Origin of the sequence: Thalassotalea nanhaiensis, from assembly GCF_031583575.1 — a bacterium.
In the GTDB taxonomy this organism is placed as follows: domain Bacteria; phylum Pseudomonadota; class Gammaproteobacteria; order Enterobacterales; family Alteromonadaceae; genus Thalassotalea_A; species Thalassotalea_A nanhaiensis.
The window spans coordinates 3,987,545-4,014,427 of the sequence record NZ_CP134146.1 but is presented as its reverse complement, the minus strand read 5'-3'; the positions used below and the strand labels follow the sequence as shown (position 1 = coordinate 4,014,427).

Sequence of the window (26,883 nt, the reverse complement as noted above, 5' to 3'; positions counted from 1 at the left end):
GAGTTTTTTTTGTGTTTTATTGAGTTAGCTACACAGAAATAGGGTCCAACACAGCCTCTTTCTTTTTAATAGCAAACACAGAGGGGTTACCGTTAATTAATGGTAATTCTGCAAAAAAAACAGGTCACCCTTTAAAATTATAAAAAACAAACGACCTTATATATCAATCAACGAGAGAACTGTAGTTATGGAACAGGTTAGTGAAAATTACGAAAACCAAGCGAAAGAGGTCGGTCTGTTAGAGCGTCTTTTTAAGCTGTCTGAACATAATACTAATGTAAAAACAGAAGTCATGGCGGGTCTTACGACGTTCGTGACCATGTCATACATTATGTTTTTAAACCCTATTATAATGTCAAAAACGGGTATGCCTTTTGATGGCTTATTCCTAGCCACATGTTTGGGTGCTGCTATAGCAACCATTTTGATGGGGCTTTACGCAAACTGGCCGGTAGGTCTTGCTCCAGGTATGGGGTTAAATGCCTTCTTTACCTTCTCGGTCGTGGGCGCAATGGGATACAGTTGGCAAATTGCACTAGGTGCAGTTTTCCTTTCGGGTGTAATCTTCGTATTGATGAGTGTCACTCGCCTTAGGGAATGGATGCTAGATAGTATCCCCATGAGTTTAAGGCTTGCTATGACGGCAGGTGTTGGTCTTTTCCTAGGTTTTATTGGTTTACGTTTTACCGGTATCGTTGTTCCAAACCCTGATAACGTAGTTGCTATTGCTGATCTTACACATTTTGGTTTTGGTAAATTTGGTCCTGAAGCCCCTGCTCTTGGTTTTTTAAGCTTCTTACTTATTGCTGTACTTAGTTACCGCAAAGTATTTGGTGCTGTTTTAATTGGTATCGGTGTTACGACTCTAGTTGCTTTTATTATGACTTGGGTTTTACCTGCTGATTTCTTCGTGATTGCAGAAGAAGCTAAAGCATGGGCACCTGCTTCTGGGTTTGTTAGTTACAACGGTCTACTAGCTGTGCCTGAGTTTTCTGCTCTAGAGCCAATATTGTGGAAAGCCGATATTGCTGGCGCTTTTCAGGTGGCTTTAATCCCGGTAATTGTTACTTTCTTATTTGTTAACATTTTTGATACTGCCGGTACGTTAATGGGCGTTGCTGAACGCGCAAAATTACAAGATAAAAACGGTAAAATTCACGGTTTAAGCAAATCGTTAAAAGCTGACTCAATCTCTTCTGTAATAGGTACTGGTTTTGGTTGTCCTCCGGTTACTTCGTACGTTGAATCTGCGGCAGGTGTTTCAGTTGGTGGTCGTACAGGTTTAACTGCTGTAACTATCGGTTTGCTATTTGCTGTGGGTATGTTCTTCTTACCACTTGCACAAATGTTACCAGGCTTTGCCGTTGATGGTGCACTTATCTACGTAGCAATGTTGATGATGAGCTCTCTAAAAGGCTTAGATTGGGAAGATTTAACCGAGTATGCTCCAGCAGTATGTACAACGATTATGATGGCGTTTACGTTCTCTATCGCTAATGGTATTGCATTTGGTTTTATTACTTACACTGTACTAAAAGTTGGTGCTGGTAAGTCTAAAGAAATATCTGCTGGTGTTTGGGCTCTTACTGCTCTATTCGTTGCTAAGTTTATTTTCTTAACGTAATACAATCGTTTAAACCTCTACTCTAACAAGCCCTTCTTCGGAAGGGCTTTTTTGTTGTGAAACCAGTAGGGTAAGACGGTATTTGCAACACTCATAAATATAACGTAACTTATTGATAATGAACGGCTCTAGTGAGCGAGTGACAGTCATTAACATTTTTATTATTAAAAGGATTTAAAGTGTATAAAATTGCTTGTATTTTATTTTTTTCAATCATATCTCTATCAGCATACAGTGCTAATTTACCTGACTTTCCTTTTGTCGTTTCAGTGGGAGAAGCTGAGCGCGATGTAAAACCAGATAAAGCTACATTGCAATTGAGCTTAATGGCATTTGATAAGGAATCTGATGATGCTTTACAAAACATAAATAAAACATCAGTAAAAATTTTCGAACTAGTAAAGAAATATAAACTGGATGAAAAATCTCTAGAAGCAACAGATATCAATAAAAGTACTAAAAGAAAAAGAGATGAAGATTATAACCGATTGGAGGTTTTAGGTTACGAGGTCTCAAGGAGCATCAATATCAAGTTAAAAGATTTAACTAAGTATTCTGAATTAATGGGTGAATTGGTTGCGTTGAATAATGTGTCGAATGTTACCGCAATATTCGACGTATCAAATAGAAAATCAATCGAAGCTGAGCTAATGAATGAAGCTAGTAAAAATGCTAATTTAAAAGCAAACCAATTGGCTGAAAGTTTAAATACTCAGATTCATTCTGTGTATGCTATTTCGCAAGTATCTAATTTTGGGAACTTTTTTGCTACATTTGGAACCGATTCTCAAAGGTACGCAGCAATGGAACAAATGTCAGTGTCCGGCAGCAGAGTTGCAATGTTTGCACCTGAAAAAATTAAAATTTCTCAAGGGGTTAATGTTGTGTTCAGAATTAAATAGCGCAACATTGATAATAACCCCGCTGGCTGTAATGAGCGATAACCCGCCCTTGGGTATACTCAACTTTTCTAATAAAAATAAAGTAATAATTACATGGAAAATATTCTTAAAAATCTCATTTTAATCATTTTGATTAGTGTATCTGGTTGCTCTTTTGATGCCACCGTTCACGATGAACGTGCTGCTGCTAAAAATGCTCTGCAAATATTAGACAGCATGATTTATAAGGCTGATGCAGAAACAGTTTATAACTCATCAACACAAGCCTTTAAAGATTCTGTCCCATATAATGATTTTCAGTATTTAGTAGACCAAATAGCGTACAGCTACTCTCATAGTGATATTAAGGTAATAGGCTACGAAATTTACGGCACTAGTGAAGAAATGACTATCTATGCCACAAGCCAGAGCAACGTTGTTAATTTTCATTATGCGATTACATTTAATGGAACCCAATCAAAAGGGTACAAGCTCCAGCACATTAGATTTAAAGATAAAATATTTGATAAAAATGGGATTTATAAAGACTTTTCTTCCCCTTTAACCTCGGATACTGATAATAATCTGAATCGAACCCTCAAGCTTAATAATGGAAACGAAGTCACAATCGAAGGTGTAACGAAAACCCTTATTCAAAATGAAGGTAAATACGTCTATACGGTGAAATACTTTACCGCAACACCGTTAGAAAGTATCGATGAAATAGAGTCTGAAGCATCGTTGATATTGGAGTCTTTTGCTGCACCGAAAACCATTAATAGTGGGCTAAAAGATGTAGCTATGACTGCTACAAATGAAAGTAGATTTGAAAATCCAACGAAAAATTTAAAGGTATATCGAACTGTTTTTCAGTTAACCGATGGGGCTTGGAAAAGGTGGTAATTATAACCACCCTTGAACGTCTCTGATTGGCACTTTTCTGCCGGTCATAACAATATCAAAGAAGATCCTGAAACAAGTTCAGGAAGAAGGTTTATTATCCACAATACGCTTTAGGAGATCCCTCATCTCGTGGGGGATGAAGGAGTATTTTCTCTACCTCTTCTTATACAAGTTAGTAAGGTAGTTCATAAATAAAAAAGCCTAAACTGTAATTTCAGCTTAGGCTTTTGATTTATGCGCGAGCATTTAATATTTTGCTAAATTGAGTTAAGTGCCCGATGCTAATGGGATTACTTTGCCAATATAGGGAAGGTGACGATACTTTTGTGCGTAATCGATACCTACACCAACAACAAATTCATCGGGTATTTCAAAACCTACCCATTTTACTTCTACCTGTTTTTCTCTACGTGTAGGCTTGTCTAGTAATGTACAAATTTGAATAGAGTTTGGCTCTCTCAAATTCAAAATTTGTAAAACTTTACTTAAGGTATTGCCAGTATCAATAATATCTTCAACCAGTAATACATCTTTGCCTTCAATGTTATCGTCCAAATCTTTCAATATATGAACATCACGAGAGCTTTCCATGTTATTGCCGTAACTGGAAGCGGTCATAAAATCAACGCTATGATTAACACTTATGGCCCTGGCTAAATCAGCCATAAAAACAAATGAACCACGTAATAAACCAACCATTACTAAGTTTTCACTATCTTGATAGTGCTTGCTTATTTGTTGCCCTAATTGAGCTACTCGGCCTTTGATCTCTTGTTCTGAGATCATTTCCTCAATTTTATGTTTCATATTAACTTCTTTTTAATTCCACATTGTGAAAACTGTTTTAAATAAAGTGTGCTTATTGGTTCAATGCATCTTCAAGTGCAGCTAAACATAACGCAACATTTTCACTTCTTGCAGCATAGCCCATAAGACCAATACGCCACGCTTTACCGGCTAAATCGCCTAAGCCAGCACCTATTTCTAGGTTGTATTTATTTAGTAAATAGTTTCTTACTTTGGCATCATCAACGCCTTCTGGAATGTATATAGCATTTAATTGAGGCAAGCGTTCTTCTTCAGGCACAATAAACTCAATACCCAACTTGGCTAGCCCTTTAGCAAGCATTTCATGCTGCTCTTTGTGGCGTGCTATGCGGTTCTCAATGCCTTCGTTTTGCAACTGTACTAATGACTCGTGCAAACCATATAGTGAATTAACAGGCGCTGTATGGTGGTAGCTACGCTTTCCTGCACCTGACCAATAGCTCATCACAAGAGATTGATCTAAGAACCAACTTTGTACTGTCGACTTACGGTTTTTAATAACATTTACGGCTTTTTCACTGAACGAAAGCGGAGATAGTCCGGGTACACAAGATAAGCATTTTTGAGAGCCTGAATAAATAGCGTCAATGCCCCAGTCATCTACCTTAAGCTCAATGCCACCAAGGGATGTAACGGCATCAACAATAGATAAACAGTCGTGTTGTTGCGCTAAAGCACACAAGACTTTAGCGTCAGATACTGCTCCGGTTGACGTTTCAGCATGCACAAAAGCTAAACATTTAGCATCTGGGTTGGCAATTAATGCTTGCTCAACTTTGTCTACTTCAACGGCTCGGCCCCAAGGTGAATCAACAATAATTGCTTCACCGCCACTGCGGATAACGTTCTGGATCATGCGATCACCAAACACCCCATTGCGACAAACTATTACTTTATCACCGGCTTCTACTAAGTTAACAAAACAAGCTTCCATTCCTGCCGAGCCCGGTGCTGAAAGGGCGATAGTAAATTCATTTTTAGTTTGAAAAGCATATTGAAGTAGTGCCTTTACTTCATCCATCATACTAACAAATAGGGGATCTAAATGACCTACAACTGGTCTTGATAATGCAGCTAAAACTTCTGGACTAATGTCTGACGGGCCAGGGCCCATTAAGATCCTGCGAGGAGGATTGAATGATTGAAAATTCATTTTTGGTTATGCCTTTATTTAATGAAATAACGATTGGTGTATTATTTGATAACAAAACCTGTCACAAGTGTCAAGTTTTGAAAATATGAACAAATTACGGTTCACATTGTGGAAAATGCTTTGTTGACATTCGTGTCAGGATTTGTAATTTTAAATTCAGATTTAACTAAAAATTAACCAATTGTTAGTATTTCAATTTAGCTTAACACTGGTTTTTGAACAAATTTTAAGTCTTAAACAATTGCTAATAATTATAAATTAATAATCAACATGAATTCAGAAAGGGTAAATTATGAAAACCAGTAAAATTCTCAATGCGGTTGCTACAACAGTTATTGCATCAACAGCACTATTAACAACTAGCGCTTCAGCTGAAACCTGGAGCAGCACCGAAGTCCAGCTGCAAGCCTTTGGTGAGTTAGAGCAAGTAGGTACTGGCGGAACAGCCGATGCAACAATTATTACTTTCCAACATGCAGGCGGATGGGAATACGGAGACAACTTTTTCTTCGTTGATCACAGTCGTTACAGTGTAAATAATAATGCCTACTTCCCTGTTGAAGATAGCAGTGAGTTTTATGGTGAGTGGTATTCTAACTTCAGCTTAGGCGCTATTACCGGTAATGATTTATCTTTTGGTCCAGTAAAAGACATAGGTATTGTTGCCGGCACTAACTTTGCACCTGAAGTAGACAGTATGTGGGTATTACCAGGGGTAAGGTTTTCATTAGATTTACCTGGTTTTGCTTTTGCTCAAATTGATGTAACAGGTTACATGCACCAAGGCGGTGGTAGTAAAAACTCGCAAGTGTTTACTGTTGTCGATGAAGATTCGAGCTTTATGGTTGACTTTGCATGGGCTTACCCATTCAAAATAGGATCAACAAGTTGGAGCATTGAAGGTCATTTAGAGTACATTGATGGACGTCAGCAAACCAATAACTTTGGCACAACTGAGCTTGAGTCATGGATTTTGTTTCAACCACAAATTCGTTTAGATCTGGGTGAAGTGTTAGGTAATAAAGCCGGACAATTATTTGTAGGTATTGAATACCAATACTGGCAAAACAAGTTGGGTGAAAAAGATACCGATGATAATGCTGCTCAATTCTTAGCTGTGTGGAGGTTCTAATTATTTAGGATCTACGCTATGTTTGCTTATTAAGCAGAACATTAATAGCAAAGAAATGCACCATCCCAAATACTGCTTGTTAAACCTTAACAAGCAGTAACCAATTCGCTTCACCCGCTAGCTCCTCCAAGCTGCAATATTTTTACTTACCAAGTAAAACACTAACAACTATTTAAAGGTCACCTATGAGCGATTTAAAACAACGCGCGCTGGATTATCACGCCCAGCCAAAACCAGGAAAAATTGCAATTGAAATAACCAAGCCTGCCGAAACAAGCGGTGATTTATCACTCGCTTATAGCCCTGGTGTTGCTGAGCCTTGTCGAGAGATAGCCGACAATATAGAAAATGTTTATAAGTACACCGGAAAAGGCAACACTGTAGCAGTAATATCTAACGGTAGCGCAGTGTTAGGGTTAGGTAATTTAGGGCCTATGGCATCTAAACCTGTGATGGAAGGCAAGGCATTATTGTTTAAGCGTTTTGCCAATATCGATTCATTCGATATAGAAGTTACCCACAAAACTCCTGAAGAATTTATTAATACTGTCGCAAGTATTGCTGATACATTCGGCGGAATAAACCTTGAGGATATTAAAGCTCCAGATTGTTTTATCATTGAAAAAGCCTTACAGGAACGTTGTAAAATTCCAGTGTTTCACGATGATCAACATGGCACCGCAATAGTTACTGCTGCTGCAATGCTGAATGCATTAGATATTCAAGACAAAGATATTGAGCATGCAGTCATTGTTTGTTTAGGAGCAGGAGCTGCGGCAATTGCCTGTATGGAACTGCTTATTCAGTGTGGCGCTCAACGTGAAAAAATTTATATGCTCGATACCAAGGGCGTTGTTCACACTCGCCGTACCGATCTGAACGAGTACAAAACGTTATTTGCCAACAATACCGATAAACGCACTTTGGATGACGCTATAACAGAAGCCGATGTATTTGTTGGGGTGTCAGGCCCTAATTTACTTTCTAAACAGCAATTATTAAAAATGGCTGATAAGCCTATTGTATTTGCCTGTTCAAACCCAGACCCAGAAATTAAACCAGAGCTTGCCCGCGCAACTCGAGATGATTTAATTATGGCAACTGGTCGCTCTGATTATCCGAACCAAGTAAATAACGTATTGTGTTTCCCATTTATATTTAGAGGGGCATTGGATGTTAGAGCTCGAAAAATAAATAATGAAATGAAATTGGCTGCGGTACATGCGATTCGTGCTCTGGCAAAAGAGCCAGTGCCAGAAAGCGTGCTAAAAGCCACTGGTGAAACATCATTAAGTTTTGGTAAGGACTACATTATTCCACGCCCTATGGATCCGAGATTGTGTAATAACGTGGCTAAAGCTGTCGCTCAAGCAGCAGTAGACTCAGGTGTTGCTGCACTGCCAATGCCAAAGCACTACAACTACGCCAATGAAACCGTTGAGTTTGCTTAAAAATACAGCCCTGTGAACCAGGGCTTTTTATTAAAATATTTAACAGCAAAAAAAGTAAAATACGCTGCTTTATTAATCAGATAGTTCAGCTATGCTTAAATTACTTAGTATGGATAACCGAGTATGTGTTGGATGAAATATTTATTAAATTCCCCGTTTGTTAGTGCTTTATTTGCTCTAGTTGGATTACTTACTTTTTCTTACAATCCAGAGTATCAAAATGCCCCTGCAGTCTATTTTTTCATATCTATTTATATATTTTTCACTTACAGCACCGCTTTTTTAACGATCATAAGATTACGCGGTTCAGATGAAATTGTTGAAGAACAGCGTTACTAATTATTAGAGAATTTATTACTTCTAACGTTCAAGTAATTCGGCTAACCGCGCTACTTCTTTGGTTAATGATGCAACGTGTTCTTCCAAAACATCAATGCGAGCAATAAGTTCACTCGAACTTTCAGTAGCTAACTGTGCTGGTGAGTGATCTATATTACTTTCTGCAGTTTCGCTTTCTTCATAGTCTGAGAATAATTGAATATATCGTGATTCCCGCTTGCCAGGTTCACGCGCAAGTTTTTTAACAATTTCCATGCCGTTAAGGTTTTGCAATTGCTGAATTGTTGCGTCTACTTCACTAACATCATTAAAATCTGCTAACCGGTTAGTTCGAGTTCTCAACTCACCAGGCGTTTGCGGCCCCCTAAGTAGCATCACACATACAATAGCTTTTTGTTGAGGGGTAAATTGCAAGTCGCCAAATTGAGTATTACAAAAGCGGTGGCTGTATTTATTCACCCTGCCTGAAGCCATCTGATCGATCATCAATAGGTTCATTTGAATTAATTGATCAACTTCATTTTGCACGTCACTTTCAGAAAGTGACATTACCGGTTCGCGGTTACTTTTTTGATTACAGCCATTGGTAAGCGCGTTTAATGACAACGGGTATTGTTCGGGGGTGGTGATTTCTTTTTCTAACATTACACCAATAACACGACATTGTTGAGCTGATAATGAGATCATTATAGAAGGTATCCTTTTAGCAAGAGTACTGGAGGTTATAGTAAGCTAACGCTAATAATACCATGCAGTTTAGTTGAAAATCACCGTTAGTATAAGCATCGCTATAAAAGTATAAACTTATTTCGCTAGCAAACACTTTAATAAAAAAAACCATGCGATATGCATGGCTTTATTTATTGCTAATACGTAAAATTATGGCTATTCAATATTCTGAATTTGCTCACGCATTTGCTCAATTAACACTTTTAATTCAACTGCCGCAGCAGTGATGTCAGTATTAATTGATTTAGATCCTAAGGTGTTTGCTTCACGATTGAATTCTTGCATCATGAAATCTAAACGACGACCTTGTGGGCCACCTTTTTTGAGGATTTTATTGGTTTCTTTAACGTGGCTAAATAAACGGTCAATTTCTTCATCAACGTCCATTTTTTGCGCCAGCATTACCAGCTCTTGTTCAAGACGTGTAGATTCTGGATCAACACCGGCATCATTGAACTTTTCAATAATACGATCACGTTGCCATTGAATAATTTCAGGCATATGTGCTTTCACGTTAGTTGCTTGCTCGGTAATACCATCTAAACGGGCTTTTATAAGTTCGGCCATGTTTGTACCTTCGCTTGCGCGAGCGGCAATGAAATCTTTTAGCGCTTGATCAAAACCGGCTAATAGTTCGGCTGAAACTTTGTCCATGTCAGCTTCTTCAGCCTCCATTACTCCTGGCCATTTCATTATGTCCAACGGATTTAACTGATTATTTCCGGCTTTATCATTAATCCACTTTGCACTTTCGATAAGTTGTTCGGCAAGTTTTTGGTTGATAGACAGATTACTTTTAGCCGCTGGATTAGCGTTAAAACGTAAATTACACTCTACCTTGCCTCGATTTAATTTTTTACGAAAACGCTCACGTAATACCGCTTCTAAACCACGAAATTGTTCAGGCATACGAAAATATGTTTCAAGAAAACGTTGGTTAACCGAGCGAATTTCCCAAACCGCATTACCCCAGTCACCTTTCACCTCAATGCGAGCAAAAGCAGTCATACTATGGATCATAAATATTACCTTCATTGTTAAATTTTTAAGGCAATCGACACAGTTATTAGTTATTAGGTGTCAATTGGACTTAGAATTATGCACCACAGATGATAATCGGGCAATGTTAGTTACTTAGATTTAGAAATTCGAATAGGAAAAACATGTTATTACGGTTTTAGTGTCAGTGTTTTTTACAGTTTATACTTTGCTAATTTTTAATAAAAAATAAACTCTAATTAAATTAATAGAGTATGGCAAAGGTTCAATATATGCATAAATTTTTTCGACGTTAAGTTAAACACTAAGGATGTTACTATGAGAGTTAACTCTGTTTTATTGTTAATTGTATTTATCTGTTTATCCCTTTCATCAAACGCAAGTGAAAAGGGTAATAATGCTGGTCATATTTTAGTATTAAATCTAGTAGGTGATGCAGCACCATATGAAATGGACGTTGATGGTTTTGAGGAGCCTGCTACATGTTTTGATGTTAATCTTATTAATGCCAAAAATGGTAAAATGATAGGCACTGCTACTGATTGCTTGTCTGATATTGTCCCCGGTAGTAATGGCGGACTAGAGTTAATTGGTACTACGTTTTTTTACTTGCATGAAGGCATGATAGTTACTAGAGGTAGCACCACAGTTCAAGAAGCAAACCACGAAATAATGACCGCAAGTGGTATTAGCATTACACACATCACTGGCGCAGCAGGCGCTGAAAATGCAATCATCGATGGTACTGGACGTTTTGCCGATAGTACTGGGACTGTGCGTTTATCAGGTATGGTTTCAATGCATGATGGAGGTATTTATTTTGACTGCTTATTTGTTATCACATTGACTGACGAATAATATGTTACGGTAAAAAAGTAATAAATTTTTGAGCCAATGATGTTAAGTAAACGCATCATTGGTTTTTTATCCTAATTTTAAGCGTTCCGCTATTTTATCGGCGACCCTAAATGAATTGGCGTAAATGGTATAGGTATACGGCACACTGCCGCCTGTTGGCATAAATGAACCATCGGTAACATAAAGGTTATCTACGTCATGGGCTTTACAGTTTTTATCTAACACAGAGGTTTTCGGATCGTTACCAAAACGACAACCGCCTGCTTGCAGGTTGGCTGGTGGATATGAGCTTACCGACGAGCTGATATTTTTTGCGCCCATAGCTTCAAGTAACACTTCTGCTTTTGCGGTTAAGTATTCGCCAACTTTTAAATCGTGTTGATGCGCCCCAATTCTTACCTTGGCAACCGGATCGCCCCATTTGTCAGTGTTATCTTCATCGAGAGTGATAAAGCAGTCATCAGTTGGCAACCAGTCGTTAAACACCTCAAAACGCAGCGTTTTGCCAAAATTAAATGCGGTTTGTAAGTTAGTTTTCAGTTGTTCACCCCAAACTAAGTTATCATTATTATCCCATTTTTCTGAACTTGCTTTTGATATTGCATTTTGGTGAAAGAGAAAGTCTATGGTGCCGCCTTTTGCCGGCTTGCCAAAGTCTTTATCGTCAATTTTATACCAGTCTTGTAAAGCGCGATTGATAAAGGGTCCAACAACTCGCAGCTGTTGCTCTTTTTCATCTGATATTTCGTCAAATAAGAAATCGCCCTGGCCATTTCCGCCCGCTGAAAACACAACATTTTTGCCAACTTGGCCGGTGTTATTGGCTAAACCATTTGGGTGTTTTGAACCTGTAGAGCTAAGTAATAATCTTGAGGTTTCAATTGCCTGACAAGCGATGACATAAATTTTTGCCGAAACTTTGTGTTTGTTATTGGCTTTGTCGTAATACCAAATACCACTTACATCACCTTGTTCATTTGTTTCAATGTTAAACACTTTTGCATGCGGTTGAATTGTACAATTACCTGTTGCAACGGCGTGGTTCAACAATGCTGCTCTGCCACTGCCTTTTGCCCCCGATGAGCAACCGTAACTTGAACAATAACCAGAATATTCACAGCTTTGTCTACCCATAGCCGGTTGTGATAAAACGGCTCTTGGCACTGGAAAGGAGTGAAACCCTATGTCTTTTGCGGCATTGTCTATCCAAGCTGAAATTGGGTGTTCAGCCGTTGGTGGAAAAGGGTAGTCAGTTTTATGTGGTTCAAGGTACGGATGAGGGACAACCTTGCCCGACACTCCCACCTCATTATCAACTTTGTCATAATATGGCTCTAAATCTTCATAACTTATGGGCCAATCTGCCACATTAGCACCTTCAATTTGGCCAAATTCAGTTTTTAGGCGAAAATCCATTGGTTTTAATCGATGAAAATAACCACTCATAAAATTAGATGAGCCGCCAACTAAGCTGCCATTCCAAAAATCCCAACCAGATTCGCTTGTTGCTTCACCTTGCCAATAACTATTGCCTTCATTATCTTCATATTCTTCTTCGATAACGTGCTGTTCATCGGTAAGTTTAGGAGAGTATGTTGTACGGCGACAACAAGCCATCTCATCTTTATAAAAGTCTTCTTCAGTAAGCCAAGGCCCTTTTTCTAATACTAAAACTTTAGCTCCGGCTTTAGCTAAGGTATACGCTACAGGAGAAGCGCCAGCACCACTACCAACAATGCAAACATCATAGTTAATATCTTTCATTAAAGCGCTTTTCCTTTAGATTTTTCAGACACATTCCTGTCATCGATATTGGTGACTTCTATAGTTGCATAAGCGGGTATTTCGTAATAACGCTTGCCTTGTTCAGGTAAAGGAAAGCCCGGTTTATGTTTAAGCCATTGCCAACCAATGCCGTTTGGATTACCACCATATGCCGGCGGCGCAAGCATGGCCTCAAATAAATAACTTAATAGTGTGCTTATCCAATTTTCACCCGCACGAGAGTTGCTTATAGCTTTTAGGGAAGATTCTTTTTCTGCCTGGGTTAAATTAACAAACGATTTTTGTAATTGGCCATTGGTGTAACCATTTAGCCAACCGACACCTTTTTTAATAAAGTCTTTTTCATCTTGGTCTATCGGTTGCTGAGTTACTACGTTATATAAATAATGAATTGCTTGCAGTTCGACAGCTCCCGGACCAGTATCAGAACTGGGTAACAAATGTTCTAACACCGCGTTTAATGTTAGCCAAGGATCTTGAGATAAGTCAGCAATATTAATTTTGGCAAATGTAGACACCGGAAGGGCGGTTAAAGCGGTTGTCATAGCCGCAGACTTTAAAAAGTGTCTCCGAGATAAACGCTGCTTTAAACAAGGAGGAGTTTGATAATGTTTATCAAAAAATGAGTTTATAGTTATCATCTTAATTGTCCTTAAATGATCAGCCTTGGTCAGCACTTGCTTTTGCAGCAGAATTGATTGCGTTTTGAGTGGCAATGTTTTGATTATTATTGGCTGCTTTCCACGTATCAATAAACTCTAACCACTTTTGTCGTGAATAATCTTCCATAACTAAAAATTCGGCAGTGTCTTTTGACAATATCACCTTACCTTTGCCAGTAGATACATACATATGCGGGTAGCCTAAAACCGGTGGTAAGCCGCTCATAAATTTTAAATTTTCATTGGCGTCGCTCACACTCACTTTAAGTAGTACAAAATTTGCATGCAATGCTTCATAAATATCAGGGTTAGCCGCAAGGAAGTCATCAATTTTATGACACCAGGTACACCAGTCGCCACCAATTTCTATTAATACATTGCGATCAGTTTGTTCTGCTAACGTAATTGCCGCCATGGCGTCTTTAAATGGATCTCGTTGCTCATCATATACTTTACTATATAGCGGTAATTCACCATCTGCTGCATTTGAGACAAAACTGATAAAGATTATCGAGGTAAGAAAAATGATGATTGATTGTTGTATGGTTTTATTCATAAAAAAATTGTCTAAACTTAGGAAACTTATTTAATGGACTTGGTATAAAAGACCTTATAAGTATTAACTATATTTCAACAACATTGATTTTGATAGTAATTGTGCATGAATTATCAGCACTAGTACTATAAAAATTAGCGAGAAGTCTTTATAATGCGCGGCAGTTTATAAATTAAATATTAGGAATTTCTATGCGTCCAAGTGGCAGAACTGCTGGTCAAATTCGCCCAGTAACCATTACCCGTCAATTTACCGCTCATGCTGAAGGTTCAGTATTAATTGAGTTTGGTGATACTAAAGTAATTTGTACCGCTACTGCAGAAGAAGGTGTTCCTCGCTTTTTAAAAGGCCAAGGTAAAGGTTGGATAACTGCAGAATACGGTATGTTACCTCGCTCTACTCACACTCGTATGCGCAGAGAAGCGGCAAGTGGCAAACAAAGTGGTCGTACATTAGAAATTTCTCGCCTTATTGCTCGCGCTTTACGTGCAGCAGTAGATTTATCAGCACTTGGTGAAAACACCATAACTGTTGATTGTGATGTTATCCAAGCCGATGGCGGTACTCGTACAGCTTCTATCACTGGCGCATGTGTTGCGTTAGTTGATGCGTTAGATCATTTACGTGCTAAAGGTGCGTTAAAAACTAACCCACTTAAACACATGATTGCTGCTGTATCTGTTGGTATTTACAAAGGTACACCGGTTTCAGATTTAGATTACCCTGAAGATTCAGCTGCTGAAACAGACATGAATGTGGTTATGACCGACACTGGCAAGTTAATTGAAATTCAAGGTACTGCCGAAGAAGAGCCATTTAGCTTTGAAGAAATGCAAGAGATGATGCAATTAGCGAAAGCGAGCATCAGTGAATTATTTGATGCGCAAAAAGCAGCGCTAAGTTAATTTAGATTTACAGGATAGATAGATGAAAGATTATCAACGCGAATTTATTGAATTTGCCCTAGCAAAACAAGTATTACGTTTTGGTGAATTCACCTTAAAGTCTGGTCGAGTTAGTCCATACTTTTTTAATGCCGGTTTATTTAACACGGGTGGCGACTTGGCTCGTTTAGGTCGTTTTTATGCTGCTGCTTTAGCAGAGTCTGGTATCGATTTTGATTTACTATTTGGCCCGGCATACAAAGGTATTCCTATTGCTACGACTACTGCCGTTGCTTTAGCAGATCATCATAATAGAGATGTACCATACTGTTTTAATCGTAAAGAAGCTAAAACACATGGTGAAGGTGGTTCATTAGTTGGTTCAGCCTTAGAAGGCAAAATCATGTTAGTTGATGACGTGATCACTGCAGGCACGGCAATTCGTGAATCAATGGAAATTATTAAAGCCCATGGCGCTGAGCTTTCTGGGGTATTAATTGCTCTGGATCGCCAAGAAAAAGGCCAAGGTGAGTTATCTGCTATTCAAGAAGTAGAGCGCGACTTTAATACTGCTGTAATTGCGATAGTGAGTTTAGGTGATGTAATTACTTACTTAGCTGACAAGCCAGAGATGAAAGAACATCTTGAATCAGTAACCGCATACAGAGAAAAATACGGTATTTAAAAATTTCCACTTGCTGAACTCGTTTCAGTATCTTGTGGTTTTATGCATAAGAAAGGGGTCAGTGATATTTAATAAAAACTATTAAATATCACTGACCCCTTTTGTTTTACTCTTATTTTTTATCTATATTTTTGTCAGCTTCAATAAACAAATCATCACTTTGTTTGATAAATTCATCACTTGAACTTGCTGGCGCAACAGAGAATATTGGTGTTAGTACCGTGCTGTTATACACAGGGTAAGGATTAAACTCTGGTTTATCGCTCAGCTCATTCATGTATAAACCACCATAAATAATGATTGTTAAGCCAGCGGCAATACGAAAACGTCGTTTCGGTGATTGTTGGAAGGCAATATAGAAATTAAACCAAAATAAACTAAAGGTTAAGCCTATTGAAGCGGCGGCAAGTAACCAATGCCAAGACCATTGGCTCGAAATATTAAAGCCTAATAATGCGTCAATAAAATCAAGGATCCAGAACATGTTTATAATAACAAAACTTACCCCAAGCTGACTTCCAACTCTTGGCTCATGTTTGTTTAAAAATGCCATTAAAGAGCATAGTAACGGCCAAAGTGCATAACCTATAGTTACTGAAATTACGCCAATAAATAATTGGCTGTATACAATTTCTTTATTTGGATCGTTTAAATATAACATGGCAAAATTAATCAGCCCAAACAAGGCAACCATGGCAATTATCATTGACCAGCGACCAAAGTATTCAACGGCGTTTTCCAACTCACTGAATTCAACACTTTTGCTTACCGGGTGGTTTGGCAAATAAAATCTAAGTTGGGTTTTACCCAAACGAATAATATCGCCAGATACTAAAGCCTGCCATTGCGTTAATGGTTGTTTGTTAGCAAAAACACTGCCGTTAAGTGATTCAAGATCTTTAATGTACCAAATGCCATCTTCACACTTTAAAGCAAGGTGCTCTGGACAAATATGAGGGTCAGATAAAATAATATCGTTATTATAAGCTCGGCCAACATTAACTGTAGAGGTTGCAAATTTATGGCGACCAATAAGTTTTTTGCCGCGGCTAATTTCTTCAATAATTAGTTCCATTTTACTGACTCCATAAACTTCTTATTGAATACTTGCGCAAAGTTTTTATCCACACCTGATAAGGTAAAATGGCTTACTAGTGCCTTGGTATCTTTGTCGACCGATGCTGATAAATACATTACATCGTATAAGCCTTGATACTTTTTGTAGGCACGAATACATAAGATGGCTTTATTACGAATACTCTCTTCACTATCGGTAGTGATGTCATGTTGACACTCATACTCTGTCACATCTTCTTTGCCGGCGCGATTACCACCAGCAGCTCTATTAATTTGAGTTTGGTAAATTTGATAAAAACGAGTGCTACTTAATTCTTCGGCATTAAAAAAATGAAATTCCATGTTGATACTGCCGGTAGTAAAAGACTCTGAAATATATACGTACTCTTCCATTTGACAATTTGTTACGGCTTTAAAAAGCAGTGCATCGGGCTTATCCGCATTAGAATTACCCCAGCACCTTATATAATTAACCCCAGTATTAGGGATTAGCGCATTGGCAAATGTTTTCGTTTGCCACTCATTTGCCATTACTTCATTTAACAAACGTGCTTGGTTAGCTTTTAATTGCTCGGTAATTTGTTCATCAATACTTTGCTCTACTTGCACATCAAAGTTATTAATGAGTGTAGCTAGTTTGTCGTGTGGAATTAAAAAGCCAATTTGATTGCCTGACGAAGCAACATTAACTCCAACAACCTGGCCAAATTTGTTCACTACAGGTCCACCACTCATCCCCGGGTTTACTGAGCCGGTAAAGTGAATACGATCGTTAAATGCTTCTTTCTTTAAACCGTTGTATGTACCAGGTACCACAATCATGCCAAGATCATGCGGGTTACCCAAAGAATATAACTCTTCACCTTTATGAGGGGTTTGTTCTGATATGGAAAAATGCGTTGTTTGTGGGTTTTCATCTAAAAGAACGATTGCTAAATCATTAATTACATCCACAGTTTGTAAAGCCAAATGACCTTTATTACCTAGGTGATCCTCATATTCAATAACATATTTTTCAGGGTATTGAGCATAGCCCGAAATAACATGGTAATTGGTAGCAATGTAACCGTTTTCACTAATTTGAAAACCAGAGCCAATAGAAGACTTTTCTGAAGTCGCTTTATCAATTAGCCTAATTTGGTAAAGGGAAGGCGCCATATCTTGAAAAATTTGCTGGGCTTGTTCCTTAGCGCTAACGAAAACGCTATAAAAACTGAATGCCAGTACAACAAAACGTTTCATTTATTATCCTAAAAATATTTTTTATTCATTGTGCCACTTTAAGGTAAATGGTTAAAGCTTTGTTAAATAGTAATATTTTAATTTGGTAAGATTGACATAGATCAATTTTTTAAATTTAATTTAAAAAAATTGAATTTTTGATTAGATTTTCTATAGATCATCATCTACTTTTAATTACATAAGAAACACCTTTTGCGCTAAAAATTCATAAAACCGATCTTTGTAACATTTTAATGGACTAAGCTTTATTGCTACGAAACAGCTTTGAATTTTATTATTAGAGTTATTGTATATTTGTACAATTGATAATATGCGTGTATTTTAATCATCATAGTTTCCCGGAGACACCATGAAATACACATTAAGTTTTGGCTACATCAATCAAGTATCTGCCCATATTGCAGAATTAATAATTGATAACAGCACTATAATTACCGTTGAAATGTTTGAAGAATATAATGAATTCATCACTAAACATTTTAGTAAGCCTTATGCTGTTTTAGTTAATAGCATAAATACCTATTCAATGAGTCCTGAGGTTACTTTACTTGCTGCTAGAAGCCGTGATTTAGCCGCTACAGCAACTGTAAGCTTTGGTAACGAATCAGAGCAAGTTGTTGAAAAATTCCTAAAGGATAGAGGGCCTGAAAATTTAAATTTCAGAAAATTTTCTGGTTTTGAAATGGGTCGTATTAAGGCAATCAGATGGCTAGAACTTGAGTTAATCAAAGCTAAAGAGAATGCTTAACATGAATATGTACGTTTCTGTTAAGGCAACTCAGCAATGATATTTGATCTAAGTTTTGGCAAAATTAATATTATCAACAACAACATTGCTGAAGTATTAGTTGATGAAGGGGTTATTTTTACACTGGAAATGTGTGAAGAATATGACGCATTCTTGCTTGAGCAGTTTCCAGAAAAGTTTGCAATTCTGAATAATAAAATTCATAAATTTTCTTATACCTACGAAGCAAATTTGCATATCGCTTCGCTTGAAAATTTAATCGCTGTTGCTGTAGTAACCTATGACAAAAACAGCTATTTACAAAGTCAAAACTATAAAAAGCTTAGGTTGCAAGACCATTGGCTGTTAAAAGAGTTTTCTGGCTTTAAAATGGGTCGAGAACAAGCGCTTGAATGGTTAGAAGCTGTATTGGCCGATTCGATGATAAAAAGATAAATTTATAGTCTAGTTATTATGACGGATGAGCAAGCTCAAATTTATCTACTAAGTAAACCGTTCACCTCCCTTGATTATCCCTTTGGCGAAGACGTGAAAGTATTTCGGGTTAAAAATAAAATGTTTGCCACAATCGCCTTAGGTCAAACGGCAAAAAGTGCCAAAACATCTGATGAAGCCAAAACCTACTTTTGGATGAACCTTAAATGCGACCCCCATGAAGCTTTGATTTTGCGTGACATTTTCCCTTCGGTAATTCCTGGTTATCATATGAACAAATCGCAATGGAATTCAGTCATTCTGGATGGCTCTATTCCGCAAGGAGAAATTGAACGAATGATCGATAACTCCTACAATTTGGTGGTCAGTAAAATGACCAAGAAAGATCAAGCCTCAATACAACTTCATCTTTAACCACAAATTCAATCTTCAACTTTATTAAGTTGCTTACCGATGTAAGATTTCACTTTATCAAATTTTTGTGCAACTCCACCACGAATTCTTGAAAATATAAGGTGGCTTCGTTCTTGATTTGCGACAACAGTTAATAAGTTTTTATCTGTATTAAATCGTTCAAAATCAACATTTATAAATGTTCCGCTATTATCATGGTTTGGTTGTACTGATACTAAGCCCCTCACGTAATTCATTTCTAAATCGTTCATTTGACGAAAGTAAGCCAACATACTCTTTTCAGACTCTAAGTGTGATTCAAGATCAATTAACTGGGTTTTTAATTGTTGATCTTGAATAAGCCCTATATCTCCAGTGGCAATCAGTGATTTATATGTGCCCATTGATGCGGTAATTGGGGGCATTTGAAACATGCTCATTAGTGCGTTTCTAGCACGGTCAGAGGTGGGGTCTATGTTATCTGTTGCTACCATATCTATCACATAATCAAGCTCTTTGGCTTTGTTTTGATGAAATGTGGCCATTGAACTGATACTTTCAACATTGTTTGAAAAGTCACTATAGAGTTGCTCAAGAATAACCTTTTCTTTTTGTTTGTTTACCAGTCCATCATTCCAACTATTAACTTGAATTGCGACAAAAATTCCTGACACAACAACGATAAAGTCGATGATTGCAGCGCCCCAATTCTGTTGCTTTAAGTGTTTGATTACATTAGATGTTAGCATCAAAGAGTTTCCATAAATTTTTGATTCAAATTTAGTATAACGTAATTGTATAAATTACATACAACATGAAGTTAAATATATGTAGTGCTAAGGAATACACGATGAAGCTAATATAATTCAATTTTTTATCTTTTAAATTCAAGAGCACCACAGCATCAGTGGCGCCTTCTGGTATCTAATGCCTAGTTGCTGTGTTCTTCAATAACTAGCAAATTTCCTGCTGAATGCCTTGCAGCTAACTTCAAGCCAAGCAGACAAATGATTGCTGGAGAAAAGAGTTTAGCGACTTGATAAATCACATGGTGCTCAGGATGCAGAAAAATGCCCAACATTGAAAAAAATGTTAAGGCTACAGCAAAAGCCTTAATTGTTGTCAGGCCATCTTTTAGCGTTTTTTTACACAAAACATAACTAATGATTAATGTTGCAACAAACCCTATAACAGCACTCATGAACTGAATAGGAATCGATTGGTTGGCTAATGCTTCAATTTGTTGAGGGCTTAACCCTGTTATGTTTTGATCTGATATCCAAATTGACATCATAACTCCTGAAAGTATGACCGTACTGATGATATAACAGATAAAAGCGACTAGAGTGTATTTCGTTGTTTGATAAACTGTAGACATAATGATCCCTTAAGATGTGTCTTAATTAATAAAATTGCTATGGATTTAAGTTGTTTAAAGTATGTTGGGCCTGCTAATGATGCCTTTGCGATATGCTCTAAATATCGTAAAGGCTATACTGACAAGTAAAACAATGGATAGGCCATTTTTTAATAGCTGAAAAGATTCAAAACTAATTTTTTGGGCATCGAGGGCGCTAAATACACCCCAAAAACCAAAAGAAATCGCAGTAATTAAACAGATCAAACTAAAATAAAATTTATGTCGAGCATGTTTTTTATCAGTGACTTCATCAAGTGTAATTTCTTCATCAATTGCTAACTTGGCATCAATAACGTGCTCCAAGTCAGCCTCTTTATCTAATGGCTTTATTGTATCCTCGGGAAGCAATAAGTCACAATTGAGCTCAAACACGGCGGCGATACTCTTTATCGTTTCTTGAGACGCCGTTGACTTCGCCTCTAATCGTTGCAATGTTCGTGTGCTTATACCTGACATTTCAGCCAGTTGAAGTTGAGACCAACAACGTTGTTCTCTTAAGTGCTTTATTTTTTCACCGTTTACTTGCATTTTCATTTCTCTATCTCCCTCAATGAAATCTATGTTTAGATTACCCGAGAGAAGCAATATTCGTGACGATAAATCAACGCAACCAACGCGATCATTTGACGACATTAATGTGACACTTTTAATTAGAAGAGGCAATTATTTAGTTAAAGTTGATGTAAAAAGTTTAACTATATAATTGCTAAAAGGTATTACTGATGAATACAGATTTTAGCAGATGAGATGCAGTCGATTTATATAATTTCATATAATTCAAAAATAGGGTAGTGTTAACCCTACGTTAATTACCAACATTACAATAAAACTTGTGGAGCACACATGGAACTCACTATTTTAATTATTTTATTTGCCCTTCTACAATTCACTTTTTTTACCATGCGCACTGGCTTTACCAGAGATAAATACGGCGTGTCAGCACCTAAAGTTGTTGGTAATGAAACTTGGGAACGCATTTATCGTGTACAGCAAAACACTATGGAACAACTCGTTGTTTTTATACCCGCGATAATTATTTTTTCTATGCATGTAAGTGATAAGTGGGTTGTTATACCTGGTGTAGCATTTTTGCTTGGTCGACAAATATATTCTCATCTTTATGTTAAAAACCCTGAGAAACGAGCCTTAGGTATGGTGTTAAGTATATTTAGTAATGTTGCCTTGGTACTTGGCAGTTTGAGCATGTTAATCATCGATCTGTTTGCTTAAATAAAATGAGAAAAATACCCATGAAAATTACGTTAAACACTCTATGCAGCATCGTTATAGCATTCAATTTAGTTATTGCTAATGCAATTGCTGAACCAAATACTCAAGCTGCAGTCGCTATGCCTGACAGTTACAGTGCAGATATTGCTATTGATATTTTAAAAAGTGGTGGTAATGCTGTGGATGCGGCAATTGCTGCTCAATTTGTATTAGCTGTAACGTTACCAGAAGCTGGTAACGTTGGTGGCGGCGGTTTTATGACTGTGTATAAAGATGGTCAGGCAGATTTTTTAGACTATCGTGAAGTAGCACCGCAAAAAGCGCACAGAGATATGTACCTTGATGAACACGGCAATGTTATAGAAAATCAGTCATTGTACGGAATTTTGTCATCTGCTGTACCGGGTACGGTTGATGGTATGTGGCAAGCCCATAAAAAATATGGTTCTAAACCTTGGCAAGAACTCGTCGCTCCAGCAATAAGCCTTGCTGAACAGGGTTTTGTTGTTCACCCAAAATTAGAAGAAAATATTCAGTGGCGCATTAACAGCTTTAATGAGGAAGGCGTGAATGTAAATTTTGGCAAGTACTTTGCCAGCGCAAAAACTGGAGTGGTATTTAAACAGCCAGAGCTTGCGGTAACGTTAAAGCGTATTTCAAAAAGCGGTCGAGATGGATTTTACAAAGGCGACACAGCAACAATAATCTCAAAATTTATGCAGGAACATGGCGGCATAATTGGCATGTCAGATTTAGCTGAGTATAAAGCCATTTGGCGCACTCCAATTCAACAACAATGGCGAGAGTATCAAGTTATCACGGCACCACCACCAAGCTCTGGCGGTATTGCTATTTTACAGTGGTTAAAAATGTATGACATGGTTAAACCTGACACTACAACGTTACAACATAATTCAGCTCAATATATGCATTTATTGGCAGAAATTGGTAAACGAGTATTTGCTGATAGAGCTGAATATATTGGTGACCCTGACTTTGTCAGCGTTGCACAAGCACAGCTTATCAATGAACGGTACATTACAAGTAGGGCTAAAGGTATTTCAGCCAATGCAATATCTGTTACTGAAAGCATAGAGCCTGGCTTAAAAGAAAGTGAAGATACAACCCATTTCTCTATTGTTGATCAGTGGGGTAATGCGGTTTCAAATACCACAACAATTAATTATACCTTTGGTAGTGGAGTGATAGTTGAAGGTGCAGGTTTTATCTTAAATGATGAAATGGATGATTTTAGTGTAAAGCCAGGTGTTGCTAATGTTTATGGTGCCATAGGTGGGCAGGCTAATGAAATACAGCCAAATAAACGTATGGTTTCATCGATGACGCCAACCATTTTATTAAAAGATAATAAGGTAAAACTTGTTACTGGCTCTCCGGGCGGTACTACTATCATCACGTCGGTTTATCAGTCTATTTTAAATGTAGTCGAGTTTGACATGAATGCTGAGCAAGCGGTAAATACACCTAGATTTCACCATCAGCTTTGGCCTGAAAATGAAATACGTCATTACTCTGGCATAGATAAACGCACATTAGATAGTTTGCAAAAACTAGGTTACAACTTTCAGCAAAGTAAGTTTGGTGATGTTCAGCTCATATCTAGAAAAGATGGCGTTCTTGACGCTGCCTCAGAAGAAAATGGTAGAGGTAAGTCAATAGTCATTCACTAATCCTGTATCTGGTAAACTCGCTAGCGTTTAAAACCGCTAACAATCATTTACCACATACAATCAGTGAAGAGTTTGGCCATTGTTGTTGTATTTCGGCCATTTCAATATTTACCACCAAGGCTATGTTTTTATTCTGTGCTAATTGATCTTTAATTAAATTAGCATCATAGCCTTGCTGTTTATCTGCATCGCGACGACCAAAATCGAAAAAAGTGCTGGCAATATCTTCGGCTAACATAACTGTATCGGCACTTTGTAATCGTTGATAGGCTCTCAGTGTTAGATTATCTGGGTTTTGATCGTGGATAACTATAATACTGAGTTTACTCGCTTGGCTAGGTTGCTCTTGGGTAAAACTCGTTTGAAAAAGCTGCTCTGCTTTTTCATCTTCATTGTTAATAATCAACTGAGCGATTTCGCCCTCTAAGGTTTGTTGCCAAAATTTCTTACGCTCCGCAAATGATTGTATTTTCTGCTGAACTAACAATCGATACTTGCCACAAAACTCAGCTAATTTCCCATAATTGGCAGGGAGGTTTGTTTCAATTTTACGTTTCAGCATTTGCAGTAATATTGGCGCACTGCCTGAACTGGAAAGCGCAACTATCATTGGACTTCTATCGATTATTGCTGGAGTTATATAATTACAAAGCTCAGGGTCATCAACCACATTCAAAAGCATTCCTTTTGCGGTGGCATGTTTTGCAATTTGTTTATTGATATCTCTTAGGTTGGTTGCAGCAATAACCAATTGTTTATTGCTTAAATGACGCTCGTTATATGTTTCAGCAATGTACTTAATATCATGCTGCTGGATCAGTTTTGCTACAGGCGCTTTTATTATCGGACTAACAATTGTAATACTCGCCGGTGTCTTTAATAACAATTCTATTTTTCTTGCAGCAACATTCCCTCCGCCTATCACTACGGTATTGAGTTTTTTAGCATCTAAGAAAACAGGAAAGTAATCCAACGTGTGTCGCCCTTAATTTATTTTTGTTCAGCATATCATTATTTTTTCTTAAATTTATCATTTGCACAGATGTAATTTGAATTTCATATAACCGACATTCTTCATAAGTGATAAACTATAACTAATTAACTATTTTAGAGATTAAAAATGCCTTGGATACAATTGCGTTTAGCTGCAAATGAAGAAACCGCTGAAAAGTACAGCGATTGGTTAATGGCTTGTGGCTCACAAGCAGTAACATTTATAGATGCACAAGACACACCTATATATGAACCATTACCAGGTGATGAAGTAATTTATTGGAATAATACCGTTGTTATGGGGCTGTTTGATGCCAGTCATGACATGGATAGAGCAATTGCGTATTTAAAAAGTATTCATCCTGATAAAGAAGACATGCAATACAAGCTGGAGCAATTAGAAGACAAAGATTGGGAAAGAGAATGGATGGATAATTTTCATCCAATGAAATTTGGCCAGCGCTTGTGGATTTGCCCAAGCTGGCGTGATGTGCCAGAGCCAGATGCAGTGAACGTGATGTTAGATCCCGGATTAGCGTTTGGTACCGGTACTCACCCAACAACAGCATTATGCTTAACTTGGTTGGATTCATTAGATTTAACCGATAAAGTCGTAGTCGATTTTGGTTGCGGCTCAGGCATATTATCTTTAGCTGCATTAAAACTTGGCGCTAAAAAGGTTATCGGTATTGATATAGACCCACAAGCATTACAAGCCAGTTTAGCTAATGCACAGCGCAATGGTGTTGAAGACCGTTTAGAGTTGTTTTTACCGAAAGATCAGCCGACATTAAAAGCTGATGTTGTAGTGGCGAATATTTTAGCTGGGCCACTTCGTGAATTAGCTCCCGTTATTATGGGTTATGTCGCAAAAGATGGTCTGGTTGCTTTATCTGGGATACTTGAAGAACAGGGCAATGAATTGCAAGGAATTTATGGCCAGTGGTGTACTATGGACCCAATAAAAGTACAAGAAGATTGGGTACGCTTATCAGGCGTTAATAATAAATAGCTAATCTTTCTAAAAACTTATCTTAAAGGCGTTAAATAATTCTTATTTAACGCCTTTTTTTCTGTCATATGTGATTCAAAAAAAAGTCAATATAAAAAACTACGAAAAAATACACAATTGTTCAATTTATATGCTTTTCTTTATCAGAAAAAACACGTAAACTTAGCGCCCTTTTAAGCAGTAGCTCAAAAAAGCATCACGTGAATATAGGTTCTTATCAGTTAAACAATAATGTGATCCTTGCTCCAATGGCAGGAATTACAGACCAACCCTTCAGGCAGCTATGTTGTCAATTAGGTGCGGGTATGGCTGTGTCTGAGATGATGTCTTCTAACCCTAAGGTTTGGAATTCAGGTAAATCGAAGTTAAGGCTTGAGCATAGTGATGAAGCTGGTATTCGTTCGGTACAGATCGCTGGATCTGATCCCGACGAAATGGCTTTTGCGGCTAAGGTAAATGCAGAACACGGCGCTCAAATTATTGATATCAATATGGGCTGCCCTGCAAAAAAAGTAAATAAAAAGCTTGCGGGCTCAGCACTATTAAAAGCGCCAGAGCAAGTAGAGCAAATAGTAAAGTCAGTTGTTGCAGCCGTAGAAATACCCGTAACACTGAAAATTCGAACTGGCTGGTGTGAAAATACCCGAAACGGTGTCGAAATAGCAAAAATCGCCGAGGCAAATGGAATTCAGGCGTTAGCTGTGCATGGCCGTACTCGATGTGACTTTTATAAAGGTAACGCTGAGTACGACACAATAAAGGCAATTAAAAGCGCTGTGAATATTCCCGTTATTGCTAACGGTGATGTAAATAGCCCAGAAAAAGCAAAGCAGGTATTAGATTATACCAATGCCGATGCAATAATGATTGGCCGAGCAGCACAGGGTCGACCATGGATATTTAGAGAGATTAATCACTTTTTAAATACTGGTGAGCATTTAGCACCTCCCGCCGTGGCTGAGATCAGAGCTATATTAATGGCTCATGTGCAAGAACTGCACAAATTTTATGGTGAATTTATGGGCGTAAGGATTGCTCGTAAACACGTATCTTGGTACATGCAAACGCTTGACCAAGGAAAACAATTTCGTTCCATATTTAATGGTCTCGAGCAGCCTTTAGAGCAACTTGAATCGTTAAATATATTTTTTGATAATTTAACTTAGAAAGAGT

The 26,883-nt window shown here is 37.7% G+C and carries 28 protein-coding genes; 15 read left to right on the top strand and 13 right to left on the bottom strand.

Features of this window, described 5'->3' with window-relative positions; genetic code table 11:
* Nucleotides 1-187 precede the first annotated feature (187 nt).
* The 3 genes from RI845_RS17420 to RI845_RS17410 all read left to right on the top strand — a co-directional run bounded on the left by RI845_RS17420 (nucleotide 188) and on the right by RI845_RS17410 (nucleotide 3,408).
* The gene (locus RI845_RS17420; RefSeq protein ID WP_348387441.1) at nucleotides 188-1,624 is read left to right on the top strand and encodes an NCS2 family permease; all 1,437 of its coding nucleotides are present in this window, start codon (nucleotides 188-190) and stop codon (nucleotides 1,622-1,624) included.
* A gap of 179 nt (nucleotides 1,625-1,803) precedes the next feature.
* A complete protein-coding gene (locus tag RI845_RS17415) occupies nucleotides 1,804-2,526 on the top strand; it encodes an SIMPL domain-containing protein (RefSeq protein WP_348387440.1) in 723 nt (240 codons plus the stop codon).
* A 93-nt stretch (nucleotides 2,527-2,619) separates the two neighbouring features.
* A complete protein-coding gene (locus RI845_RS17410; RefSeq protein WP_348387439.1) occupies nucleotides 2,620-3,408 on the top strand; it encodes a hypothetical protein in 789 nt (262 codons plus the stop codon).
* 267 nt (nucleotides 3,409-3,675) lie between these two features.
* Here RI845_RS17410 and hpt read toward each other — a convergent pair whose 3' ends face one another.
* Both hpt and RI845_RS17400 read right to left on the bottom strand, forming a co-directional pair.
* A complete protein-coding gene (gene hpt / locus RI845_RS17405; RefSeq protein WP_348387438.1) occupies nucleotides 3,676-4,215 on the bottom strand; it encodes a hypoxanthine phosphoribosyltransferase in 540 nt (179 codons plus the stop codon).
* Between the two features lie 52 nt (nucleotides 4,216-4,267).
* The gene (locus RI845_RS17400; RefSeq protein WP_348387437.1) at nucleotides 4,268-5,389 is read right to left on the bottom strand and encodes a pyridoxal-phosphate-dependent aminotransferase family protein; all 1,122 of its coding nucleotides are present in this window, start codon (nucleotides 5,387-5,389) and stop codon (nucleotides 4,268-4,270) included.
* A gap of 292 nt (nucleotides 5,390-5,681) precedes the next feature.
* On the opposite strand from RI845_RS17400, the gene RI845_RS17395 reads away from it, so the two are divergent.
* Both RI845_RS17395 and RI845_RS17390 read left to right on the top strand, forming a co-directional pair.
* Nucleotides 5,682-6,521, top strand: coding sequence for an outer membrane protein OmpK (locus tag RI845_RS17395; RefSeq protein WP_348387436.1), 840 nt, complete (start codon nucleotides 5,682-5,684; stop codon nucleotides 6,519-6,521).
* Between the two features lie 185 nt (nucleotides 6,522-6,706).
* On the top strand, nucleotides 6,707-7,972 hold the full coding sequence (locus RI845_RS17390) for a malic enzyme-like NAD(P)-binding protein (protein WP_348387435.1): 1,266 nt from the start codon (nucleotides 6,707-6,709) through the stop codon (nucleotides 7,970-7,972).
* A gap of 360 nt (nucleotides 7,973-8,332) precedes the next feature.
* Here the strand turns inward: RI845_RS17390 and RI845_RS17385 are convergent, their stop codons facing one another.
* Both RI845_RS17385 and RI845_RS17380 read right to left on the bottom strand, forming a co-directional pair.
* Nucleotides 8,333-8,998, bottom strand: coding sequence for a YceH family protein (locus tag RI845_RS17385; RefSeq protein ID WP_348387434.1), 666 nt, complete (start codon nucleotides 8,996-8,998; stop codon nucleotides 8,333-8,335).
* 198 nt (nucleotides 8,999-9,196) lie between these two features.
* Nucleotides 9,197-10,060 carry a YicC/YloC family endoribonuclease gene (locus tag RI845_RS17380; protein ID WP_348387433.1) on the bottom strand — a complete coding sequence of 288 codons (864 nt, stop codon included), beginning with the start codon at nucleotides 10,058-10,060 and terminating at the stop codon, nucleotides 9,197-9,199.
* Nucleotides 10,061-10,357: 297 nt separating this feature from the next.
* On the opposite strand from RI845_RS17380, the gene RI845_RS17375 reads away from it, so the two are divergent.
* The gene (locus tag RI845_RS17375; RefSeq protein ID WP_348387432.1) at nucleotides 10,358-10,897 is read left to right on the top strand and encodes a hypothetical protein; all 540 of its coding nucleotides are present in this window, start codon (nucleotides 10,358-10,360) and stop codon (nucleotides 10,895-10,897) included.
* A 66-nt stretch (nucleotides 10,898-10,963) separates the two neighbouring features.
* On the opposite strand, the gene RI845_RS17370 is transcribed toward RI845_RS17375, so the two are convergent.
* From RI845_RS17370 to RI845_RS17360, 3 genes are read right to left on the bottom strand one after another with little or no spacing between them, the layout of a single operon-like run.
* A complete protein-coding gene (locus tag RI845_RS17370) occupies nucleotides 10,964-12,661 on the bottom strand; it encodes a GMC family oxidoreductase (protein WP_348387431.1) in 1,698 nt (565 codons plus the stop codon).
* Entirely contained in the window at nucleotides 12,661-13,323 is a 663-nt protein-coding gene (locus tag RI845_RS17365; protein WP_348387430.1) for a gluconate 2-dehydrogenase subunit 3 family protein, read from the bottom strand. Before RI845_RS17365 ends, RI845_RS17370 begins: the two co-directional genes overlap by 1 nt.
* 19 nt (nucleotides 13,324-13,342) lie before the next feature.
* On the bottom strand, nucleotides 13,343-13,900 hold the full coding sequence (locus tag RI845_RS17360; protein WP_348387429.1) for a thioredoxin family protein: 558 nt from the start codon (nucleotides 13,898-13,900) through the stop codon (nucleotides 13,343-13,345).
* 191 nt (nucleotides 13,901-14,091) lie between these two features.
* On the opposite strand from RI845_RS17360, the gene rph reads away from it, so the two are divergent.
* Nucleotides 14,092-14,805 (top strand): ribonuclease PH, encoded by a 714-nt coding sequence (rph, locus tag RI845_RS17355; protein ID WP_348387428.1) that lies wholly within the window; start codon nucleotides 14,092-14,094, stop codon nucleotides 14,803-14,805.
* A gap of 22 nt (nucleotides 14,806-14,827) precedes the next feature.
* Nucleotides 14,828-15,469: an orotate phosphoribosyltransferase gene (gene pyrE, locus RI845_RS17350; protein WP_348387427.1), complete on the top strand. Its 642-nt coding sequence runs from the start codon at nucleotides 14,828-14,830 to the stop codon at nucleotides 15,467-15,469.
* A gap of 112 nt (nucleotides 15,470-15,581) precedes the next feature.
* Here pyrE and RI845_RS17345 read toward each other — a convergent pair whose 3' ends face one another.
* Entirely contained in the window at nucleotides 15,582-16,544 is a 963-nt protein-coding gene (locus RI845_RS17345) for an FHA domain-containing protein (RefSeq protein WP_348387426.1), read from the bottom strand.
* Nucleotides 16,535-17,788: a S1C family serine protease gene (locus RI845_RS17340; protein ID WP_348387425.1), complete on the bottom strand. Its 1,254-nt coding sequence runs from the start codon at nucleotides 17,786-17,788 to the stop codon at nucleotides 16,535-16,537. The genes RI845_RS17345 and RI845_RS17340 overlap by 10 nt, the downstream gene beginning before the upstream one ends.
* Before the next feature lie 349 nt (nucleotides 17,789-18,137).
* Between RI845_RS17340 and RI845_RS17335 the strand changes: the two genes are divergently transcribed.
* Genes RI845_RS17335 through RI845_RS17325 form a run of 3 tightly spaced genes read left to right on the top strand, consistent with a single transcriptional unit; the run spans nucleotide 18,138 to nucleotide 19,385 of the window.
* A complete protein-coding gene (locus RI845_RS17335) occupies nucleotides 18,138-18,536 on the top strand; it encodes a hypothetical protein (RefSeq protein ID WP_348387424.1) in 399 nt (132 codons plus the stop codon).
* Nucleotides 18,537-18,572: 36 nt separating this feature from the next.
* Nucleotides 18,573-18,971 (top strand): hypothetical protein, encoded by a 399-nt coding sequence (locus RI845_RS17330; protein ID WP_348387423.1) that lies wholly within the window; start codon nucleotides 18,573-18,575, stop codon nucleotides 18,969-18,971.
* Between the two features lie 18 nt (nucleotides 18,972-18,989).
* Nucleotides 18,990-19,385 (top strand): MmcQ/YjbR family DNA-binding protein, encoded by a 396-nt coding sequence (locus RI845_RS17325; RefSeq protein WP_348387422.1) that lies wholly within the window; start codon nucleotides 18,990-18,992, stop codon nucleotides 19,383-19,385.
* An 8-nt stretch (nucleotides 19,386-19,393) separates the two neighbouring features.
* Here RI845_RS17325 and RI845_RS17320 read toward each other — a convergent pair whose 3' ends face one another.
* The 3 genes from RI845_RS17320 to RI845_RS17310 all read right to left on the bottom strand — a co-directional run bounded on the left by RI845_RS17320 (nucleotide 19,394) and on the right by RI845_RS17310 (nucleotide 21,417).
* Nucleotides 19,394-20,113 carry a hypothetical protein gene (locus tag RI845_RS17320; protein ID WP_348387421.1) on the bottom strand — a complete coding sequence of 240 codons (720 nt, stop codon included), beginning with the start codon at nucleotides 20,111-20,113 and terminating at the stop codon, nucleotides 19,394-19,396.
* 182 nt (nucleotides 20,114-20,295) lie between these two features.
* Complete coding sequence (locus RI845_RS17315; protein ID WP_348387420.1) at nucleotides 20,296-20,742, bottom strand: hypothetical protein; 447 nt, start codon at nucleotides 20,740-20,742, stop codon at nucleotides 20,296-20,298.
* Between the two features lie 54 nt (nucleotides 20,743-20,796).
* Nucleotides 20,797-21,417 (bottom strand): helix-turn-helix transcriptional regulator, encoded by a 621-nt coding sequence (locus RI845_RS17310; protein WP_348387419.1) that lies wholly within the window; start codon nucleotides 21,415-21,417, stop codon nucleotides 20,797-20,799.
* Nucleotides 21,418-21,627: 210 nt separating this feature from the next.
* Between RI845_RS17310 and RI845_RS17305 the strand changes: the two genes are divergently transcribed.
* Both RI845_RS17305 and ggt read left to right on the top strand, forming a co-directional pair.
* Nucleotides 21,628-22,014 (top strand): MAPEG family protein, encoded by a 387-nt coding sequence (locus RI845_RS17305; RefSeq protein ID WP_348387418.1) that lies wholly within the window; start codon nucleotides 21,628-21,630, stop codon nucleotides 22,012-22,014.
* Between the two features lie 20 nt (nucleotides 22,015-22,034).
* Nucleotides 22,035-23,705, top strand: a complete 1,671-nt coding sequence (gene ggt / locus RI845_RS17300) for a gamma-glutamyltransferase (protein WP_348387417.1) — start codon at nucleotides 22,035-22,037, stop codon at nucleotides 23,703-23,705.
* A 43-nt stretch (nucleotides 23,706-23,748) separates the two neighbouring features.
* Here the strand turns inward: ggt and RI845_RS17295 are convergent, their stop codons facing one another.
* Nucleotides 23,749-24,678 (bottom strand): siroheme synthase, encoded by a 930-nt coding sequence (locus RI845_RS17295; RefSeq protein WP_348387416.1) that lies wholly within the window; start codon nucleotides 24,676-24,678, stop codon nucleotides 23,749-23,751.
* A 147-nt stretch (nucleotides 24,679-24,825) separates the two neighbouring features.
* On the opposite strand from RI845_RS17295, the gene prmA reads away from it, so the two are divergent.
* Complete coding sequence (gene prmA, locus RI845_RS17290) at nucleotides 24,826-25,710, top strand: 50S ribosomal protein L11 methyltransferase (protein WP_348387415.1); 885 nt, start codon at nucleotides 24,826-24,828, stop codon at nucleotides 25,708-25,710.
* A 200-nt stretch (nucleotides 25,711-25,910) separates the two neighbouring features.
* Entirely contained in the window at nucleotides 25,911-26,876 is a 966-nt protein-coding gene (gene dusB, locus RI845_RS17285) for a tRNA dihydrouridine synthase DusB (RefSeq protein WP_348387414.1), read from the top strand.
* The last annotated feature ends 7 nt before the right edge of the window (nucleotides 26,877-26,883 follow it).

Excerpts from the sequence above, each read along its gene's own strand:
- RI845_RS17420 (WP_348387441.1), top strand. The coding sequence starts at position 188 with ATGGAACAGGTTAGTGAAAATTACGAAAACCAAGCGAAAGAGGTCGGT.
- RI845_RS17410 (WP_348387439.1), top strand. The coding sequence starts at position 2,620 with ATGGAAAATATTCTTAAAAATCTCATTTTAATCATTTTGATTAGTGTA.
- hpt (WP_348387438.1), bottom strand. The coding sequence starts at position 4,215 with ATGAAACATAAAATTGAGGAAATGATCTCAGAACAAGAGATCAAAGGC.
- RI845_RS17400 (WP_348387437.1), bottom strand. The coding sequence starts at position 5,389 with ATGAATTTTCAATCATTCAATCCTCCTCGCAGGATCTTAATGGGCCCT.
- RI845_RS17395 (WP_348387436.1), top strand. The coding sequence starts at position 5,682 with ATGAAAACCAGTAAAATTCTCAATGCGGTTGCTACAACAGTTATTGCA.
- RI845_RS17390 (WP_348387435.1), top strand. The coding sequence starts at position 6,707 with ATGAGCGATTTAAAACAACGCGCGCTGGATTATCACGCCCAGCCAAAA.
- RI845_RS17385 (WP_348387434.1), bottom strand. The coding sequence starts at position 8,998 with ATGATCTCATTATCAGCTCAACAATGTCGTGTTATTGGTGTAATGTTA.
- RI845_RS17380 (WP_348387433.1), bottom strand. The coding sequence starts at position 10,060 with ATGATCCATAGTATGACTGCTTTTGCTCGCATTGAGGTGAAAGGTGAC.
- RI845_RS17375 (WP_348387432.1), top strand. The coding sequence starts at position 10,358 with ATGAGAGTTAACTCTGTTTTATTGTTAATTGTATTTATCTGTTTATCC.
- RI845_RS17370 (WP_348387431.1), bottom strand. The coding sequence starts at position 12,661 with ATGAAAGATATTAACTATGATGTTTGCATTGTTGGTAGTGGTGCTGGC.
- RI845_RS17365 (WP_348387430.1), bottom strand. The coding sequence starts at position 13,323 with ATGATAACTATAAACTCATTTTTTGATAAACATTATCAAACTCCTCCT.
- RI845_RS17360 (WP_348387429.1), bottom strand. The coding sequence starts at position 13,900 with ATGAATAAAACCATACAACAATCAATCATCATTTTTCTTACCTCGATA.
- rph (WP_348387428.1), top strand. The coding sequence starts at position 14,092 with ATGCGTCCAAGTGGCAGAACTGCTGGTCAAATTCGCCCAGTAACCATT.
- pyrE (WP_348387427.1), top strand. The coding sequence starts at position 14,828 with ATGAAAGATTATCAACGCGAATTTATTGAATTTGCCCTAGCAAAACAA.
- RI845_RS17345 (WP_348387426.1), bottom strand. The coding sequence starts at position 16,544 with ATGGAACTAATTATTGAAGAAATTAGCCGCGGCAAAAAACTTATTGGT.
- RI845_RS17340 (WP_348387425.1), bottom strand. The coding sequence starts at position 17,788 with ATGAAACGTTTTGTTGTACTGGCATTCAGTTTTTATAGCGTTTTCGTT.
- RI845_RS17335 (WP_348387424.1), top strand. The coding sequence starts at position 18,138 with ATGAAATACACATTAAGTTTTGGCTACATCAATCAAGTATCTGCCCAT.
- RI845_RS17330 (WP_348387423.1), top strand. The coding sequence starts at position 18,573 with ATGATATTTGATCTAAGTTTTGGCAAAATTAATATTATCAACAACAAC.
- RI845_RS17325 (WP_348387422.1), top strand. The coding sequence starts at position 18,990 with ATGACGGATGAGCAAGCTCAAATTTATCTACTAAGTAAACCGTTCACC.
- RI845_RS17320 (WP_348387421.1), bottom strand. The coding sequence starts at position 20,113 with ATGCTAACATCTAATGTAATCAAACACTTAAAGCAACAGAATTGGGGC.
- RI845_RS17315 (WP_348387420.1), bottom strand. The coding sequence starts at position 20,742 with ATGTCTACAGTTTATCAAACAACGAAATACACTCTAGTCGCTTTTATC.
- RI845_RS17310 (WP_348387419.1), bottom strand. The coding sequence starts at position 21,417 with ATGTCGTCAAATGATCGCGTTGGTTGCGTTGATTTATCGTCACGAATA.
- RI845_RS17305 (WP_348387418.1), top strand. The coding sequence starts at position 21,628 with ATGGAACTCACTATTTTAATTATTTTATTTGCCCTTCTACAATTCACT.
- ggt (WP_348387417.1), top strand. The coding sequence starts at position 22,035 with ATGAAAATTACGTTAAACACTCTATGCAGCATCGTTATAGCATTCAAT.
- prmA (WP_348387415.1), top strand. The coding sequence starts at position 24,826 with ATGCCTTGGATACAATTGCGTTTAGCTGCAAATGAAGAAACCGCTGAA.